Source organism: Variovorax glucosi, assembly GCF_051216695.1.
Lineage (GTDB): Bacteria > Pseudomonadota > Gammaproteobacteria > Burkholderiales > Burkholderiaceae_C > Variovorax.
Map to the genome: position 1 here is coordinate 1 of NZ_JBPJZE010000312.1, position 1,103 is coordinate 1,103.

Genomic DNA, 1,103 nt, shown 5'->3' on the forward strand with positions numbered 1-1,103 from the left:
CTGATGCAACAGGAACTCGCCCTTGTTGCCGTCCACGATGACGAGATGGGTTTCCAGTTCGGCGCGGTCGGCTTCGCTCAGGTCCTTGAGAAGGATGTTCTGCCGGAGCTGGGCACGAATGATGTTTTTCTCCGGGTGGTTTTCCAACAACGTCATGGTCACCGTCTTGCTCGATTTTTTCGCTGCCGGCGCCATTCATCGGGGCGCGCCGTTTTCGGGAAAGTTGACCGAGGTCAACGGCCGAAAGCTTGAGCCCGAATCATAGTCTTGGCTCGGGCCTTGGCCATTCACCCATGCAGAAGGAGAGACATGTCTTCAGTCAGAACAGAGAAAGAGGCAACAACCACGCTGGACGATGCCCTCAAGCCCGTGAAAACCCGCGATGCCGATGGCGAACCTGTGGTTCGCTCCCTCAAGAGCTTGACGGAAGAAACGCCGGCCGCAGAGACCATCGACGGCTTTCATCTTGTCATCGATGCGCTCAAGCTCAACGACATCGACACCATCTTCGGCCTGCCCGGCATCCCGATCACCGACCTCACGCGCATGGCCCAGGCAGAAGGCCTGCGCGTCATCTCGTTCCGCCACGAGCAGCACGCCGGCAACGCCGCAGCCGCTGCAGGCTTCCTCACGCAAAAGCCCGGCATCTGCCTGACCGTGTCGGCCCCCGGCTTCCTCAACGGCCTGACTGCGCTGGCCAACGCCACCACCAACTGCTTTCCGATGATCCTCATCAGCGGCTCCAGCGAGCGCGAGATCGTCGACCTGCAGCAAGGCGACTACGAGGAAATGGACCAGCTCGCTATCGCCAAGCCGCTGTGCAAGGCTGCCTTCCGCGTGCTGCACGCAGAAGACATCGGCGTGGGCATTGCGCGCGCCATCCGTGCCGCGCTGTCGGGCCGTCCGGGCGGTGTGTACCTCGACCTGCCCGCCAAGCTGTTCGCGCAGACCATGGACGCAGCAGCCGGCAAGAAGTCGCTCATCAAGGTCGTCGACCCGGCTCCGCGCCAGATTCCCGCGCCCGACGCCGTCAAGCGCGCGCTCGACCTGCTCAAGGGCGCAAAGCGCCCGCTGATCCTGCTCGGCAAGGGTGCCGCCTATGC

1 protein-coding gene and 1 pseudogene are annotated in these 1,103 nt (G+C 62.9%); one reads left to right on the forward strand and one right to left on the reverse strand.

Annotated features, from left to right (window positions below; all coding sequences use genetic code 11):
* Nucleotides 1–156: pseudogene (locus tag ACSFA3_RS25235) on the reverse strand (Crp/Fnr family transcriptional regulator); the annotation flags it as partial.
* A gap of 153 nt (nt 157–309) precedes the next feature.
* Between ACSFA3_RS25235 and ACSFA3_RS25240 the strand changes: the two are divergent.
* The coding region (locus tag ACSFA3_RS25240; protein ID WP_435508074.1) for a thiamine pyrophosphate-binding protein at nt 310–1,103 on the forward strand (794 nt) is incomplete at its 3' end.